Annotated in this window: 20 protein-coding genes; 6 read left to right on the top strand and 14 right to left on the bottom strand. The window is 47.5% G+C overall.

All coding sequences use genetic code 11. The features are described 5' to 3' along the window. Positions 1–94 precede the first annotated feature (94 nt). The 10 genes from G8S19_RS05340 to G8S19_RS05295 all read right to left on the bottom strand — a co-directional run bounded on the left by G8S19_RS05340 (position 95) and on the right by G8S19_RS05295 (position 5,765). Positions 95–328, bottom strand: a complete 234-nt coding sequence (locus tag G8S19_RS05340; RefSeq protein WP_016150815.1) for a DinI family protein — start codon at positions 326–328, stop codon at positions 95–97. Positions 329–339: 11 nt separating this feature from the next. Continuing rightward, entirely contained in the window at positions 340–528 is a 189-nt protein-coding gene (locus tag G8S19_RS05335; protein WP_001154444.1) for a hypothetical protein, read from the bottom strand. Positions 529–686: 158 nt separating this feature from the next. Then, positions 687–3,095 (bottom strand): replication endonuclease, encoded by a 2,409-nt coding sequence (locus G8S19_RS05330; RefSeq protein ID WP_253686227.1) that lies wholly within the window; start codon positions 3,093–3,095, stop codon positions 687–689. Next, positions 3,086–3,943 carry a DNA adenine methylase gene (locus G8S19_RS05325; protein ID WP_253686225.1) on the bottom strand — a complete coding sequence of 286 codons (858 nt, stop codon included), beginning with the start codon at positions 3,941–3,943 and terminating at the stop codon, positions 3,086–3,088. Before G8S19_RS05325 ends, G8S19_RS05330 begins: the two co-directional genes overlap by 10 nt. Continuing rightward, a complete protein-coding gene (locus tag G8S19_RS05320) occupies positions 3,940–4,167 on the bottom strand; it encodes a TraR/DksA family transcriptional regulator (RefSeq protein ID WP_253686223.1) in 228 nt (75 codons plus the stop codon). The genes G8S19_RS05325 and G8S19_RS05320 overlap by 4 nt, the downstream gene beginning before the upstream one ends. After that, the gene (locus G8S19_RS05315) at positions 4,167–4,400 is read right to left on the bottom strand and encodes a DUF2732 family protein (protein WP_001244238.1); all 234 of its coding nucleotides are present in this window, start codon (positions 4,398–4,400) and stop codon (positions 4,167–4,169) included. The genes G8S19_RS05320 and G8S19_RS05315 overlap by 1 nt, the downstream gene beginning before the upstream one ends. A 67-nt stretch (positions 4,401–4,467) precedes the next feature. Beyond that, positions 4,468–4,809, bottom strand: coding sequence for a DUF5347 family protein (locus tag G8S19_RS05310; RefSeq protein WP_253686221.1), 342 nt, complete (start codon positions 4,807–4,809; stop codon positions 4,468–4,470). Beyond that, positions 4,773–4,973, bottom strand: a complete 201-nt coding sequence (locus G8S19_RS05305; RefSeq protein WP_253686219.1) for a phage filamentation protein Fil family protein — start codon at positions 4,971–4,973, stop codon at positions 4,773–4,775. The genes G8S19_RS05310 and G8S19_RS05305 overlap by 37 nt, the downstream gene beginning before the upstream one ends. Before the next feature lie 7 nt (positions 4,974–4,980). Next, positions 4,981–5,490 (bottom strand): phage regulatory CII family protein, encoded by a 510-nt coding sequence (locus tag G8S19_RS05300; protein ID WP_253686217.1) that lies wholly within the window; start codon positions 5,488–5,490, stop codon positions 4,981–4,983. A 32-nt stretch (positions 5,491–5,522) separates the two neighbouring features. Beyond that, positions 5,523–5,765 carry a Rha family transcriptional regulator gene (locus G8S19_RS05295; RefSeq protein WP_000102106.1) on the bottom strand — a complete coding sequence of 81 codons (243 nt, stop codon included), beginning with the start codon at positions 5,763–5,765 and terminating at the stop codon, positions 5,523–5,525. 119 nt (positions 5,766–5,884) lie between these two features. Between G8S19_RS05295 and G8S19_RS05290 the strand changes: the two genes are divergently transcribed. From G8S19_RS05290 to G8S19_RS05270, 5 genes are all read left to right on the top strand, one after another. Continuing rightward, positions 5,885–6,517: a phage repressor protein CI gene (locus G8S19_RS05290; RefSeq protein WP_253686215.1), complete on the top strand. Its 633-nt coding sequence runs from the start codon at positions 5,885–5,887 to the stop codon at positions 6,515–6,517. Between the two features lies 1 nt (position 6,518). Next, a complete protein-coding gene (locus tag G8S19_RS05285; protein WP_253686213.1) occupies positions 6,519–7,541 on the top strand; it encodes a site-specific integrase in 1,023 nt (340 codons plus the stop codon). Positions 7,542–7,585: 44 nt separating this feature from the next. Then, positions 7,586–8,629 (top strand): hypothetical protein, encoded by a 1,044-nt coding sequence (locus tag G8S19_RS05280; RefSeq protein WP_253686211.1) that lies wholly within the window; start codon positions 7,586–7,588, stop codon positions 8,627–8,629. Positions 8,630–8,906: 277 nt separating this feature from the next. Continuing rightward, positions 8,907–9,233, top strand: coding sequence for a hypothetical protein (locus G8S19_RS05275; protein WP_200048675.1), 327 nt, complete (start codon positions 8,907–8,909; stop codon positions 9,231–9,233). A 273-nt stretch (positions 9,234–9,506) separates the two neighbouring features. Next, entirely contained in the window at positions 9,507–10,178 is a 672-nt protein-coding gene (locus G8S19_RS05270) for an SOS response-associated peptidase (protein WP_253686209.1), read from the top strand. A 24-nt stretch (positions 10,179–10,202) separates the two neighbouring features. Here G8S19_RS05270 and G8S19_RS05265 read toward each other — a convergent pair whose 3' ends face one another. Genes G8S19_RS05265 through G8S19_RS05255 form a run of 3 tightly spaced genes read right to left on the bottom strand, consistent with a single transcriptional unit; the run spans position 10,203 to position 12,568 of the window. Then, positions 10,203–10,817, bottom strand: coding sequence for a hypothetical protein (locus G8S19_RS05265; protein WP_200048673.1), 615 nt, complete (start codon positions 10,815–10,817; stop codon positions 10,203–10,205). Positions 10,818–10,877: 60 nt separating this feature from the next. Then, on the bottom strand, positions 10,878–12,146 hold the full coding sequence (locus tag G8S19_RS05260) for a Y-family DNA polymerase (protein WP_253686207.1): 1,269 nt from the start codon (positions 12,144–12,146) through the stop codon (positions 10,878–10,880). A gap of 2 nt (positions 12,147–12,148) precedes the next feature. Further along, positions 12,149–12,568, bottom strand: coding sequence for a translesion error-prone DNA polymerase V autoproteolytic subunit (locus G8S19_RS05255; RefSeq protein WP_124021212.1), 420 nt, complete (start codon positions 12,566–12,568; stop codon positions 12,149–12,151). A gap of 77 nt (positions 12,569–12,645) precedes the next feature. Between G8S19_RS05255 and G8S19_RS05250 the strand changes: the two genes are divergently transcribed. Then, the gene (locus G8S19_RS05250; RefSeq protein WP_253686205.1) at positions 12,646–12,888 is read left to right on the top strand and encodes a DinI family protein; all 243 of its coding nucleotides are present in this window, start codon (positions 12,646–12,648) and stop codon (positions 12,886–12,888) included. A 53-nt stretch (positions 12,889–12,941) separates the two neighbouring features. On the opposite strand, the gene G8S19_RS05245 is transcribed toward G8S19_RS05250, so the two are convergent. Beyond that, positions 12,942–14,369: a phage tail protein gene (locus G8S19_RS05245; RefSeq protein WP_253686203.1), complete on the bottom strand. Its 1,428-nt coding sequence runs from the start codon at positions 14,367–14,369 to the stop codon at positions 12,942–12,944. Position 14,370: the final 1 nt, after the last annotated feature.

The following is a 14,370-nucleotide window of genomic DNA, read 5'->3' as shown; positions in this document are numbered from 1 at the left end:
TGGCTTATAAGGAGTTCCTTCACCTAACGCCTCGCCTTATTCGTTGTTCAACCTAGCAGGCGTCAGAATCAAGTTCTGACGCCTGCAATGTTTCTTAATGCAGCCAGCTATCGTCCTCCCAGACCTGCTGCATAATTTCCATCACTCGATTTTTGTCTTCATCCAGTTTTAACCCACTCAGTTCAACACCATTGGCGCTGCCCTTGCGGATACGAATTGCTGTTTTGGGATACAGAGGGCGCAAATTACGGTAAAGCTCGGATTCAAGGGCTTCCAGTGTGGCCTGGCTAATCTTCTGCTCTTTATCGATCATTATTTCAATGCGCATACAGATTCCCTTTAACTGGTAACGTCCATTGACCGGCTGTATTCATGGCTGCGAATTTTCGCCATCAACTCGTCTGTCAGTTCGGACACCCACTGGATAGCCAGCCGCTTTTCTTCGTCGCTGCACTCACTAGCCGCTACAAGCTTGATAAAAAAATCAATACGCTGGAGCTTCAATGACTCCAAAAGATAGTCCTGCATCTTCCCTCCTATCATTACACGGATACACAACCACTGTATATATATCCACTGTTTATATAAACAGTACAGTAGGAAAGAAAAAATGTAAAACTCTTTTTTGTCAGTTAATTGGATGTACTGATGTCGGTCAATAAAGCACGAAATGTTAAACAGCAGCCTTAGTACCATTGACGCCATTTGTCACCTTCCTGCAGCCTCTGGTTACGGTAAAAAATACGTAAACCGGCACCGGATGGAATGCTGCCGCCACGCAGAAGCAAATCAATCTCAGATGCACTACCTTCAAACCCCCTGGTAGTCAGTTCTGCCTCAAGCTGCAGGCGCTGCTGCTCCGAAATACTCTGTATGTATGCTTTTTTCCGCTTCGGTTTTACCAGTCTCAACCTGGCTGTCAGCTCCCGCCGTTCCTTCTGGCCCATGTTGTGGAGATATTCCTGCAGCTCCTTCTCATCCATGGTTTTAATATCGGGTAAATCACCCCCTGATTTGTTCAGATTTTCAACAGGGGGACAGTTATTGCCACGAGTCCAAGGGGCGCAAGCGCCCTGGTCGGCTGCCGCCTCCTGAACGTCAACGGCCTTACGAATCTTTTTCCACTTCATCGCGTGCGTGCAAATCTTGCCCTCAACAATCGGGGACCAGATGCCATAGATACGGATACCGTGATCGCCGTAGGCGCTCGGTTCGTCGTTAAGCTCATAAGCCGTGCGGACAAGGTGATGTTTGCGGGGAACCAGTACACCGCCCTGCTTCATGATGTAAGTGGCAAAGCAACCCGCATCTGCAGCTGCCAGTACCGCATCCAGACGCGGGTTATCCAGTACCGGCGCACCCGCTTTGCGTTCGCCCTGCACTCTCGCCGCCTGACCAGCAAGCAAGCGCAGCTCGCGGTATGCCTGACGCCCAGGAATACCAAAGAAACGAAATTGCTGAACACGGTGCAGTGACGCCCAGGCGCTGACATGCTCGGCGCTGTCACGCAGTGATCTGCCGGTTTCTTTGCTGATTTCTTTAGCCAGCCCACGCCCGTCGATGTTCTTACTGATGTATTTGGCGATATAGCTGGTCGGCGTTCCCTTGCGCGGATTGATTAGCTCGGACTTGAAGCGCGGCCCGGTATTGGTGCCCAGCTCCTCGCGGTCTTCACGGATGGCAAACTTACGCAGCAGTGCGGTGATGGAACGGCGGTCTTTTTTGCGCATGAAGCACAGAAGATGCCAGTGCACGGTGCCGTCATGGTGCGGCTCTGCAACGCGAACGCCATACCAGCGCAGCCCGGCCTTGTGCATGGCCTTGCGGAAAGCGGCGAACGTATCAACCAGGTAGTCACTGCTCTGCCGGACAGTGGCACTGGTCCACTTCGGATTAGGTCTGCCGTTGTTGAGGGTTGCGTGGAAGCGTGACGGGCAGGTGATGGTATAAAACACCGCGCAGTCTCCGCGCATTTCCGCGATCAGCTCCAGTCCCTTAACACAGGCCATCATTTCATTACGGCGGTGTGCCGGGTTGCTGTTGCTGGCGTTCACCACGTCTTCCATGTCCAGCATGTCGCCGTCTTCGTTGACCAGCTCATGCGAGCGGAAGAACTCCAGCGATTTGCGGCGCTGCTCGCGTTTATGGATCACCGCTTCATAGCTGACATACGGGGACGCTTTCTTGTTGACCAGGCAGACGGCACGCAGCTGCTCCTCCCGCCACTCGCAGCGCATCTGCCACAATTTGCGATACCACCAGTCCGCACACAGCATGCGCGCCAGCGACGGTGGGATCAATTCATAAGGCACCGGCTTGCGGCGACGCTTTTTGCGGCGCAACTTCTTAAAGGCAGGCGGGATGACCTCAAGGCGCATGGCTTCTGCAGCAACCCTTTCCCATGCCTGGCGGATTTCTTCTGGTTTAACATCGTCACTGACAAACAGATCACCGCAGGCCGCATCAAGACACATGCTCATATGTGCCGCAACCAGCGTGGAAAGGCGCTTGACCTGATCCTGATTCATTTCAGGCAGTACCAGCAACCCCTCCAACCCTTCTTGGCTCGCCATGAACCGGAAAGACGCAGACACCTGGCTGTCACGCACGCGCTCCAGCCGCTCAAGACACGGTCTGATTGTTTCGCGCAGATAGCGGGAATAAGCTTTAGCCCTGCCCAAGCTATGGAAGTATTTAATTCGCTCCAGCAGAGGCTTGCTGATATGGGCAGGCATGGCGCTTACATCGGCAATAATCACCAAATCGGGATTAACGCGCTGCTGTTCGCGGGCCATTTTGGCATGGCTAATCAGCCGATCCTGCTCCATTTCACGCTGGACAGGATCGCGGGATTCATTGAAGAAATAACGTTCCCAAACCTTATCACTCAGCGCCTCACGGCGCAGATGCTCCTGCTCGTTATCCGCAGCGTACAGAGTGATGAGGTTTGAAAGCGCAGACTCCGGCGCAACTTCCGCCGGATCCAGATACGGGTTAACCGCTTTTTTTGGGGCATTCCATGGAAAGACCACGGCGGCCTCATTCGAGCCGCCGGTGGTTTGTGCATGATGTAATGTGAATTTACTCACTGCCACGCCCGCACCTCAGTTTCCACCGAGATATCAGGACCGGACGCTAAATCAACACCAAACCAGCATGCCGATTTTGTGGCGATGATTTCTACTGCAGTTTTACTATCACCGGCAACCACGCCCATGCTGCGCTTAGCGGTTATACGATGGCGGGTAAAATCACGATAAAGCGAACGGGTCAGAGACGTATCGCTGTTGGACACGATAACCGGATGGCCTTCTGATGCCCTGCGTTCAAGAATAGACGCCAGATGGTACTGATCATCCTCTGTAAAACCTGCTGTGTGATATCCGTTAAACGTGCCGTCATATGGCGGATCACAATAAACAACATCCCCCGTCTGCAACAGCGCAAGTGTCTCGTCATAGCTGGCGCAGATAAACGTTGCGCGTTTTGCTTTTTCTGTAAATGTGCGTATTTCGTTTTCAGGGAAGTACGGCTTTTTATAATTACCGTAAGGAACATTAAAATAACCGTCCAAGTTATAGCGACACAGTCCGCGATAACCATGGCGATTTAAATATAAGAAATACAATGCGCGTTCAATTGCGCCACCATGGCGCAAGTTAAACTCCTGTCTCGTCTTATAATATGCCTCTGGATCATTACGGGCTTCAAAAAGATATCTGCCCTCTTTGATGAAGTATTCAACATCATTCTTAATCACCTGATAGAGATTAATCAGGTCTGGATTAATATCCGCGACAAGATAATGAGGATAGTCTGTCTCTATCATCACAGCGCATGAACCCGCGAAAGGTTCAACCAGTCGCGGGCCTGCTGGAAGGTGTTTTTTCAGTTCTGCCATGATGGCGGTTTTATTACCCGCCCATTTCAGGATAGTGCTCATACAGCACCCCCTACGTAATGTTTGCCTTTCAGCTCCGCAATCTCCTGACAAGTGACACAGCACTGCACGCCCGGAATGGCGCGGCGGCGTGCTGGCGGGATCGGTGCATCGCAATCAATGCAGAGAACACGAGAAACGCCCGGCGTTCTGTTGCGGGCGGTGTGGATGTGGCGCTGACGTTCTTCTTCAACGCGCAGCTGTACAAGGTCCATTGAATCAGCCATCAATGGATCTCCTGCGCTTCGTTCTGAATGTTTTCAGCCGCAATACGCAGCAGCTCTGCCGCTTCAACGTGGTTAAGCTGACGTGACGTGATATGGCAAGCCAGGCTATCAAGGCGGGCTGCCATTGCTGCAGCACGTGCCCGGCGTTCTTCCATCCGTGCATCAGTTAGCATCTGGTTAAGGCCAGCATCATCTGGTCCTGTTTTGGTGATTCGGGTTTCAATATTTCGCATTGTTGTTTCTCCTGAATTTGGGCAATAAGATGCCCGGCGGGTTTACGCCTTTAATTTCGGTTGTGGATTAATTCGGCATGGCTAGCCGATTTGGAAATAAACTCACCACTGTACGGAAATGGTTCATTGCTTTAATCAGCTCCCGCTTTTCGTCAGTCGCCAGCTCACTAACATTGACGCTATGACGTTCCGCCGGAATCTTTGCCATAAAGAATATTGCGGCTAATGCGCGTTTATTCTGCTCATGGTTAATATCCCGTTGGTCCCGCATATCGCTAATAAAGCGCTCCAGCTCTGAATCAATATTTAAGCCAAACACTTTCGCCCTTAATTCCGCGATGTGGTTTAACCCATTAAGGCGGAGGCCAGCGCTTAGCGGAACAGTCGCAGCATCGCCTTCAATAGCCATGGTTTCCCCTGCTTTTTAGTGGACAGCTCAGCCAGCAACGCATCCTGAGCGCGGCACGGATGCCAGCGCTTGCCATCCTTCCCCATAATCCAGCCATGACCGCAGTGCATTGCAGGACTTTGCTTAACGAGCAGTGATGCAAAAGATGGTTCTTTAGTCAGCATAACCACCTCAGATCAGACCGAACGAAGCGCCGAGGCCCGTCACGGTATCTACTGCGCTTGCCATCGCCGGATTCGCCTGCAAACGCGCATGTAATGTAACTGCGGTGAGTGCCATCAGGCGCGTGACAGAGTTGATGCTGTTGATAACATCGCGGCGGCCCGCACTGGTTTTTACATCACCGGATACTGCGCCTGCAGCTACTCGCCCAATCTCCGCAGTTGCACTCATGACGTAATGCGGCAGGTTCTCTTTTGCCACTTCATTCAATGGCACACACGGCAGGCAATGGATTTGAGCCAGAAAACCGTCAACCAGCGTTGAGTCTTCTGTGATATCAGTCAGCAGCCAGATCTCCGGCGGCGTAAGTTGATGCGGTTGCTCCGGGTTCAGCTTATTGCGCAGCGTCTGGACATTCATTCCTGCGCGTTCTGCCAGCTTCGCCATGTTGTGACGCAGCGCGAAAGCCCGGCAGGCTTCGTCAAAGTGTGGATGTTTGGAAATCTTATAATCAAACATGTGCCCCTCTCAAAAAGTTCTCATAATTGAACTTACTGACCAACAATGACACGAAAGTTGGAATGACCGAGGGATTCACGAACCTGGTCGGTTTTGTACATCAGGTAACGCAGGCTTACGCGACCTTTGTTTTTTTCTTTCTTGACCATGTACTTAGCAAGCTGACCATGGTGAATTTTCTGGTAAACGGAGCCACGGGAGATACCTTCCCATTCCGCGAACTCTGCAGGCGTAGCCATCTCTTTTGGTACACGAATTGAAATATCAGTGCTCATAGTGCAATATCTCTCGGTTAAGGTTTGGTTTACGTCGTTTTATCTTGTTTTATTTGATTCAATAATTGATACATCGAGATACTACGATCCAATATTTGATACGTCAATAGGATTGAAAAATGATACAGGTGAAAGCTGGCGAGAATACCGGGGGAAGAGAGGCTATCCATAGACTAATGGCTGCCTACGATTTTAAGTCCAGACAACAACTGTGTGATCACCTAGGTGCATCAAAAAGCACCATGGCAAACAGATACTTAAGAGATAGTTTTCCGGCGGAATGGGTGATTCAGTGTGCTTTAGAAACGGGAGTTTCGTTACTGTGGCTCACTACCGGGCAGGGAGAGCCAGGTTCAAATATTGACCATAAAAAAGATATCAATTTCGTGAACTCCGGCAAAGTTAAACCTCTTTCGGAACTTGTCTCCCCTGAAATTGAAAAGGCAACTCTCAGCGGTGGATTATTGGTCGAGGCAGGGAAAGCAATCATTGATACCAGCCTGCTCCCCTCAGACTCACGCAACCTATTACTGGTGAATACTTCTGGAGATTCTTATTTAGTGGACCGCAGCCAAACACCTCCAGTTAACGGTATGTGGTTGGTAGATATCGACGGAATAAAAAGTATCGTGAAGTTAACACGGCTTCCTGGAAACAGATTGGTGGTCCATCAAGACGAATCATCCTTTGAGTGCAACCTTGATGATATCGAGGTTGTAGGCCGCGCATTAAAAATAATTAAGAGCCTTTGATATGACCATCAGAAAGCAACCAAACGGAAAATGGTTGTGCGAGTGCTACCCGAATGGGCGCGACGGTAAGCGTGTGCGCAAACAATTTGCGACAAAAGGTGAGGCCATAGCATTCGAAAACTTCACCATGGATGAAGTGAACAAAAAACCATGGCTAGGAGAAAAAGAGGATCGGCGACATCTGTCAGAGGTGATAGAGCAATGGCACTCACTCTACGGGCAGACGCTTGCAGACCCCAAACGCCTGATGGCGAAACTTAGAATTATCTGTAATGGTCTGAGTGATCCCATCGCCTCAGAACTGACCGCCGGTGACTTTACGAAATACCGCGAAGCGCGGCTAAAAGGTGAAGTGCGAAATGAAGATGGCGCGCTTATGTCACCTGTTAAGCCCCGCACGGTAAACCTTGAACAGCGCAACCTATCATCAGTTTTTGGCACACTGAAAAAGCTGGGCCACTGGTCAGCGCCCAATCCGCTCGCCGGACTGCCAACATTCAAAATTGCAGAGGGAGAACTGGCGTTCCTGACCCCGGAAGAAATTAAACGCCTGCTAGATGCCTGCGCAGAATCTCAAAGCCCCAGCCTGCTGATGATTGCAAAAATCTGCCTAGCCACCGGCGCCCGCTGGAGTGAAGCCGAAAACCTGCAGGGCCATCAGTTATCGAAATATCGAATCACCTATACCAAGACCAAGGGCAAGAAAAACCGTACCGTGCCAATATCTCAGGATCTGTATGACGAACTCCCCAAAAACAGAGGGAAGTTATTCACGCCATGCAGAAAAGCCTTTGAGCGAGCAGTGAAACGCGCTGGTATCGACCTGCCTGAAGGCCAATGCACCCACGTACTGCGCCATACATTCGCCAGCCACTTTATGATGAATGGCGGAAATATCCTAGTATTGAGAGACATATTGGGTCACTCAGATATCAAGATGACCATGGTATATGCGCACTTTTCCCCAGAACATCTTGAAGATGCTGTAACCAAAAACCCACTGAATAGTATAAATTACATATGAAAACACACCCCGACTATATATACATATTTATTTATGCAACAATAATGATTTTAATTCTAATCATTTCCATATGGAGAGAATGGTACAAGTTAGATAAAAGGAACCTATACCACCAAAAGTTATTTTGGTTATCTATTTTACTTCCTGTTTTTTCATTTTTTTTCTTTGGTTACTTTGCATGGAGTGGAAAAACGCCTGTCCTCAACGCTCACGGATATTATAGATTCTATGAGATCAGTAAATTTCCTTTATTACTACTGGCAAGTTCCGTTCCTCTCGCATCGATAGTAAACAATATTCATCGCACAATTCAAACTGAAGCACAAATACAAGCAGTTGATAGCAAAAATGCCATTGACAGACATTTTGCTCATGAAAAAAACTTTATTGAAAAAATAAACCACTTATCTACATTCACAATCTTAAACCTATCAAACAACGACGGAAATATTATTTCATCCATCGCAACCAGTAATGAAAAAATAGCAACAACCGACCAAATTAAAATTACAAACCCTTATTTACTTTATAAAAAAATATACCCCAACTCAGCGACACACATTTTATCCAACTTCGAACCAAACAGCAAATTCCTAGAAGAAATAGAGATATTACTTAAAGATATAAATAATTCATTAAAACCAAGGGAATTGGATCCAGAAAACAAACCACTAGAGTACCTTAGAATAATAAATTCAGTTTCTAACAAAATAGTTATTATTTTCGAAAAACTTTGCATCGATAATATCATGCGAGCAAGATATAAAATATCGATCAAAGGAAACAGCATTATTACTTTTGCTCACGAAGAAAATTCATTTCTTGAATTTGTTGAAGCAAGTATATATCTAACAAGAAAAATTAAAACCATAATTTATGGTGACGAATTAGCCCCGTATGAACATATAGTCAATTATATATATGAAACAGACTTTAGATTTCATTTTGATAAATATATTAGACTGGATTGTCCGATTTATTCTCCTCATTGGGATAAATATACAACCCCTGATGTTACAGTAGTTCCCAATGGCGGCAAAATGGCGACAAAGAAGTTTAACGAGGTAAAAATGCCTAACACAGACTAAAACCATCTTATTGATAATATTGATAAACCCATGATTTAGATAGCTAAAATATAGTATGTAGGAATTTCGGACGCGGGTTCAACTCCCGCCAGCTCCACCAATCATGATTGGACAGTGCCAGGACAGCACTAGCAAAAACAGGAAGTTAGCAGTCTCAACAGGACACCGACCAGACGGTGATGAGACAAAAAAGGATACGCAAAGGAGCCGCGGCTCCCAAGTGACATGAAAGCCCGCTGATGCGGGCTTTTTTATGCAAAGGGTAAAGGAGAAGGCTATGTCATTAAGTTATGCTTGGGAAAAATTTCATATCGCAGTTCTCACTCTAGCTGGAACTGGCAGCACTAAGGAACGTTTGTCAAATGCCTATATTTTTAGCATTGGACATATTAAAACTTCAGAAGACATCCCTGCAGACCTCCGTGAAAAATTCGAAAATCTTTGTGATACATTGACCAGCGTTGATCCGACCGGACAAGAAGGAAAAGTTCAAGCAACTATTGCCCAGATGGATGAGCTTGAGATTTCGAAAGTCACTGAAGATATTATTAGTTTTTACGATACCCTCTGCCGCCGTTTAGCTCTTGAGGATGGAACGCACTAACATGGGGTGTCGGGGATCGGAGGTTCAAATCCTCTCGTGCCGACCCAAACTCCTTTAAAAACCAGCCTGTTATGGCTGGTTTTTTTATGCCTGCTTTGTGCACGGGGAATTAAGGGGGAAAAACTCGTCAAATGTTTTTCACTTTCGGAATTCATCAATTCACAAAACCATCATTCCGATTTACCTTACAAGCTCCTTTTAAATCTTTAACGGTGCGCACCACTTTTTCTTACTACCCTATACTTTCAGTCTGACATATGGCTGGAGGTTTCTATGTGTGGACGCTTTTCACAGTCAATGACGCGTGAAGATTATCTCGCCATTCTCGCTGAAGAAGCCGAACTCGACATACCATACGATCCAGAACCCATCGGACGTTTCAACGTAGCGCCAGGCACCAAAGTTCTGCTTCTGTGTGAACGTGATGAACAACTGCATCTTGATCCCGTGCTTTGGGGATACGCCCCTGGATGGTGGGATAAACCGCCGCTAATTAACGCACGCGCCGAGACTGCGGCCACAAGTCGGATGTTTAAACCATTGTGGCAACATGGTCGTGCGATCTGTTTTGCTGATGGTTGGTTTGAGTGGAAGAAGGAAGTCGACAAAAAACAGCCCTATTTTATTCACCGCGCCGATGGTCAGCCGATATTCATGGCTGCGATCGGCAGCACACCATTCGAACGTGAAGACGATGCAGAAGGATTTCTGATAGTGACGGCTGCTGCCGACAAAGGACTGGTAGATATTCACGACAGGCGACCGCTAGTACTATCGCCAGATGCAGCTCGCGAATGGATGAGGCAGGATGTTGGAGGGAAAGAAGCTGCGAAAATTGCAGTCGACGGTGCCGTGCCGGCTGAAAAATTTATCTGGCACGCCGTGACGCGCGCCGTTGGGAATGTTAATAATCAAGGATCACATATATTATGTCCAATCAAGTGATACATGTATGGGGTAAAGCTTCTACTAAACTTCACTGAATTTTGAGCCATTCACTTTTAACATCCTTCCATTTAATCCTTGAATTGTTTTCACTGTGGGATAAGCCGTCATTAGAAATGATGAAAGTAGAATACAAATAACTGAGAAAAATATAGCAAGCAAAATCTGGAACGTATCCAGTGCTCCATCATAATATACTTTTATAGGAGCCATGGCATATGCCATGTAGGCTACTGCCGCAATCCAAGCTGAACGCCGTTTTCTTATGTATTTTTTATCTATTAAGAAATAGAAATACTTACCATCATATTTTAAGTACCGACTCAAGATCACCAACTTCCTAGTTGGAAGTCTCAAATCACATCTATTTGAGATGTATAGCAATTTATTCCTAGTGCTATCATTGGACACTCCCGTTAATTGAGTCATTATTTTATTTCTTATTAGATTAGTAATGAATTGTTTATCTTCTACTCCTAAATGTTCGCCATACTCTTTATAATAATGCCGAAGTTTTAAAATTTTACCACTTCGTAAAAATTTATAAATATATTCGCAAGTTTTCCATAATGCGGCAATCACTGGCAATGCCGCGACAATTGTCTTCCACAGCTCATCCTTAAACATCCACTCGTTCATTATTTCACTCACCATAACCATATGAAATATTTAAAATATATATCATGTGCTATTTACAATTCAACTAACGATGAGTAAATCCGAGAATCTTGTCGTGTACCGAGGCGAAAGCATCTCACGCTTCATTTGCCACTGCTGCTGTATACCCTGTACAGCAAAGTAGAGCGTGCCCTTTCCATCTTTCGCGTTCAGATGATCCAAAACTTCCATCAACTTCTCACTGTCCCGGCGAGGCGCGTTATCATCGAACAGATTCAACTGGGCGATGCCCTGACTGAAGAAGTCTCCCAGCATGACTCCTGCTTTCTGATATCGGTGCCCGTCTTTCCATATTGCATCCAGGCTTCGCGTCGCTGCTGCAATAATGTCCCGACTATCCTGTGTCGGGGTGAGCAGCTTCACTGACGCACTGTTACCGTAGTACGGTTCGTTCAGCGCAAAGGGTGACGTTTTGACAAAGGCCGATATGAACCTGCAAAACTGATGCTCGCCACGCAACTTTTCCGCAGCGCGCGACGCATAACTGCAGATGGCCTGCCGCATAGCGTCATAATTGGTAATGCGTTCCCCAAACGACCGGGAACAAACAATCTCCTGCTTTACTGGTGCAAACTCCTCCAGTTCAAGGCATGGCTCTCCACGAAGCTCGCGCACAGTTCTCTCCAGGACAACATTGAAGTGCTTCCGGATAAAACGTATATCAGTATCAGCCAGCTCAAGAACTGTTTTAATCCCCATGGCCTCCAGCTTCTTGCCGATACGCCGCCCGATACCCCAGACCTCATCAACCGGAAGTGCAGACATAAGTTTGCGCTGGCGTTCGAGGTTAGATAAATCCACCACTCCACCCGTCTGTTTCTGCCATTTTTTTGCGGCGTGATTTGCCAGCTTGGCCAGCGTTTTTGTCTGAGCAATGCCAACGCCGACCGCCAGGCCAGTATTTTGATAAACCGCATCTTTTAACTCACGCCCAAAATCCTCCAGAACGCGGCAATTCCTCACACCGGAAAGGTCACAGAAAGCTTCGTCTATCGAATAAATTTCGCATCGTGGTGACAATGCCTCCAGTGTGGCCATTACCCTGCTGGACATATCCGCATACAGTTCATAATTGCTGCTGAAGCAAACAACACCACATCGGCGGAATAAGTCCTTTTGCCTGAAATATGGGTCTCCCATTTTCACACCAATCGTTTTGGCTTCAGCGTTACGGGCAATAACACAGCCATCGTTGTTTGAGAGAACCACAACCGGCCTTCCCTTCAGGTCTGGCCGAAATGCAGTCTCACAACTGGCATAAAACGAGTTCACATCAACCAGAGCAAACATGTTCAGCTTGCCGTTTTCACGATAAACGTTACAACGCCAAAGATATCCAGCGTATCTTCGCTGTTTATCATAATGGGTGCATAAGCACTGTTTTCAGGAACAAGCATAACGACCGGGTTTAACTGCAGACGTTTAACAGTAAACTCGCCATCAATGGCAGCTATCACAATATCTCCATGTACAGGCTTTCTTGACCGATCGACGACCAGCAAATCGCCATTACCAATACCCGCACCGATCATGGAATCGCCAGATGATTTTACGAAATAGGTAGCACTTGGGTGTTGCACTAACAGCTCGTTGAGATCAATACGTTTCTCAACATAATCCTGCGCTGGCGAAGGAAATCCGCATGGAACCAAATCGCCAAATAAAGGAAGCGCAACTATCTGACGTAGCTCGACTGGTGAATAAAACTTCATAATAAACTCACTCGCATTGATACTGTTCATACATACAGTATATACTGTCATTATACACAGTAAAGAGGAGCTAAAGCATGTTCGTGGAACTCGTTTATGACAAAAGGAATTTTGATGGTCTGCCGGGTGCAAAAGACATCATTCTGGGCGAACTTAGCAAGAGGGTTCACCGGATTTTCCCGGATGCTGATGTCCGTGTAAAACCGATGATGACACTGCCGGCGATCAACACTGACGCCAGCAAGCATGAGAAAGAACAGATAAGCCGGACTGTTCAGGAAATGTTTGAAGAGGCTGATATGTGGCAGGTGTCAGATTAAGGGGCAATATGCCGCAGTGACGTCATTGCATGCGACGCAGCTGCGGCAACGATCTATTGCTGAGGCTCCCGCTGATTTTCAGAACGAGCCTGCTCAGCCTGTTCCATTGCTATCCTCATTTCCTCCTGACGTTGATTAAAGATACTGTCTGCAGGCATTTCAACACGCAGATCCACCCAGCGCCCAGCAGGGATATCGACAGGTTCCCCGTCTTTTACGGTTTCAATAAAAGTTTCATTATCAGATACGTAGCCAATTAAATTACGGGCAAACTCCGGTGCCGATGGATGTGTCCGGTGGTACGTTTTCAGCAGAATGGAACCATCTGACTCGACTTTATAATCCACCCACAACAGGGGCTGTTTGTTTCGGTCGAGCGGTATCTCAATGCCGCCATCGATACCCCCCCATGCTGGAGCTGAGTTGAAGCCCAAAACGCCAGAAATACGATAAACGCCAACGTCAAGACGTTCTGTGAAGGCCCCCTCTGCCTGGTAGTTAACTTCCGCCGATCCGTCGCCTTTCAGTTTAACAATCGGAGATGCTTTTTTAATGAAACCATTACCGTCCACTGTGGTGTTGGCAGTGTCGTACATTGTCCGCGAGAATACTCCGACACCTGCCTGGGCCGATACGACTGTGACGCTCCCCCCTGGAGAGTAGGGTATCTGAATCGCTCCCGCCGTATCCCCTGTTTGTAACCAGATACCAGCACCGTATGTTGTAGAAGATGTGGAAGTGATAGATGCGTTGTTTCTGAAAACACAACTTCCATAATTAATAAGTGCCGAATAGATGTCATTATTCGAAGTGGCATTTATAACAATATGCCCCGCTGTTCCATGCCCAAAACCCCACATACTCCCTACAATAGGTACATTTCCGTCATCTGTGCCCGCATTTCTGGTTGCCGAGGTTCCCAGACCAAGTTTAGTTCTCGCCCCGGATTCACTATTACTTCCAGTTCCCCCACGCGTAATACTCAGGGGGATAGTGAGTCCTTCCAGACTGGTGATGTCAGAGTTAGCCCCTTTTTTGGCGTAATCATTGAGAGCAGACTTATCCGCCTTAAGGTTTACACTACTGATTAACTTTTTCGCTGATGGTCCTGTTGTCTGGCTGGTATCAGGGAGCGTAATGGTTACATCACCATCTGCAGTGAAAAATTGCTGCCAGTTCTGTTTGTCGTAGTTCAGGCCGCGAAGCGCCTCCGCGCTCTGGGTCACCAGCGCGGCAGTAACCATATTCAGTGCCACACGTGGAACTGCTGACCATGCTGCACCCGATTGCGTGGGACCGGTAAAGTTACTGACCAGCGTCAGCCCTGTATTGCTTTCGATTGTTTTGACCGGGAGCGTATATGGAATGCCGCCTACAGTAGCAACAACAAAATCGCCTACCGCGAGTTCGGTAGTAAATGAAGTCCCAGCCCCTGATACCTGGGCAGAGTTATTCGTCAGGGTGAGTGTTCCTGCTGACATA

The sequence above is a fragment of the Citrobacter sp. SX206 genome, from assembly GCF_024181025.1.
Taxonomy (GTDB): domain Bacteria; phylum Pseudomonadota; class Gammaproteobacteria; order Enterobacterales; family Enterobacteriaceae; genus Citrobacter; species Citrobacter youngae.
The sequence above is the reverse complement of the archived record's forward strand: the minus strand, read 5'-3'. Positions and strand labels throughout refer to the sequence as shown.

Excerpts from the sequence above, each read along its gene's own strand:
- G8S19_RS05315 (WP_001244238.1), bottom strand. The coding sequence starts at position 4,400 with ATGCGAAATATTGAAACCCGAATCACCAAAACAGGACCAGATGATGCT.
- G8S19_RS05305 (WP_253686219.1), bottom strand. The coding sequence starts at position 4,973 with ATGCTGACTAAAGAACCATCTTTTGCATCACTGCTCGTTAAGCAAAGT.
- G8S19_RS05295 (WP_000102106.1), bottom strand. The coding sequence starts at position 5,765 with ATGAGCACTGATATTTCAATTCGTGTACCAAAAGAGATGGCTACGCCT.
- G8S19_RS05285 (WP_253686213.1), top strand. The coding sequence starts at position 6,519 with ATGACCATCAGAAAGCAACCAAACGGAAAATGGTTGTGCGAGTGCTAC.
- G8S19_RS05260 (WP_253686207.1), bottom strand. The coding sequence starts at position 12,146 with ATGTTTGCTCTGGTTGATGTGAACTCGTTTTATGCCAGTTGTGAGACT.
- G8S19_RS05300 (WP_253686217.1), bottom strand. The coding sequence starts at position 5,490 with ATGTTTGATTATAAGATTTCCAAACATCCACACTTTGACGAAGCCTGC.
- G8S19_RS05280 (WP_253686211.1), top strand. The coding sequence starts at position 7,586 with ATGATTTTAATTCTAATCATTTCCATATGGAGAGAATGGTACAAGTTA.
- G8S19_RS05320 (WP_253686223.1), bottom strand. The coding sequence starts at position 4,167 with ATGGCTGATTCAATGGACCTTGTACAGCTGCGCGTTGAAGAAGAACGT.
- G8S19_RS05310 (WP_253686221.1), bottom strand. The coding sequence starts at position 4,809 with ATGGCTATTGAAGGCGATGCTGCGACTGTTCCGCTAAGCGCTGGCCTC.
- G8S19_RS05325 (WP_253686225.1), bottom strand. The coding sequence starts at position 3,943 with ATGAGCACTATCCTGAAATGGGCGGGTAATAAAACCGCCATCATGGCA.
- G8S19_RS05270 (WP_253686209.1), top strand. The coding sequence starts at position 9,507 with ATGTGTGGACGCTTTTCACAGTCAATGACGCGTGAAGATTATCTCGCC.
- G8S19_RS05275 (WP_200048675.1), top strand. The coding sequence starts at position 8,907 with ATGTCATTAAGTTATGCTTGGGAAAAATTTCATATCGCAGTTCTCACT.
- G8S19_RS05250 (WP_253686205.1), top strand. The coding sequence starts at position 12,646 with ATGTTCGTGGAACTCGTTTATGACAAAAGGAATTTTGATGGTCTGCCG.
- G8S19_RS05340 (WP_016150815.1), bottom strand. The coding sequence starts at position 328 with ATGCGCATTGAAATAATGATCGATAAAGAGCAGAAGATTAGCCAGGCC.
- G8S19_RS05265 (WP_200048673.1), bottom strand. The coding sequence starts at position 10,817 with ATGAACGAGTGGATGTTTAAGGATGAGCTGTGGAAGACAATTGTCGCG.
- G8S19_RS05335 (WP_001154444.1), bottom strand. The coding sequence starts at position 528 with ATGCAGGACTATCTTTTGGAGTCATTGAAGCTCCAGCGTATTGATTTT.
- G8S19_RS05245 (WP_253686203.1), bottom strand. The coding sequence starts at position 14,369 with ATGTCAGCAGGAACACTCACCCTGACGAATAACTCTGCCCAGGTATCA.
- G8S19_RS05255 (WP_124021212.1), bottom strand. The coding sequence starts at position 12,568 with ATGAAGTTTTATTCACCAGTCGAGCTACGTCAGATAGTTGCGCTTCCT.
- G8S19_RS05290 (WP_253686215.1), top strand. The coding sequence starts at position 5,885 with ATGATACAGGTGAAAGCTGGCGAGAATACCGGGGGAAGAGAGGCTATC.